The following is a 235-nucleotide window of genomic DNA, read 5'->3' on the forward strand; positions in this document are numbered from 1 at the left end:
GGGGTCGATCCTCGTCTTTCTGGTGCTGATCTTCTGGTATGCGTTCCGCATGAACCGGCTGGATCGTGAATTCGGCGTGGATGAGTGAGGCAGACGCATGGATCAATTTACGCTTAACCTGATCGTCGTCGGTTTCACCTTCGCGATCTATATCGGCATTGCGCTTTGGGCGCGGGCCGGTTCCACGGCCGAGTTCTATGCCGCCAACCGGGGCGTGCACCCGGTTCTGAACGGT

The 235-nt window shown here is 58.3% G+C and carries 1 protein-coding gene; it reads left to right on the plus strand.

Annotation, left to right across the window (positions count from 1 at the left end; all coding sequences use genetic code 11):
• The first annotated feature begins 7 nt into the window (after positions 1-7).
• Complete coding sequence (locus tag RMT89_RS46460) at positions 8-88, plus strand: sodium/substrate symporter small subunit (RefSeq protein WP_399499140.1); 81 nt, start codon at positions 8-10, stop codon at positions 86-88.
• The last annotated feature ends 147 nt before the right edge of the window (positions 89-235 follow it).

The sequence above is a fragment of the Streptomyces sp. P17 genome (assembly GCF_032436805.1).
GTDB lineage: Bacteria > Actinomycetota > Actinomycetes > Streptomycetales > Streptomycetaceae > Streptomyces.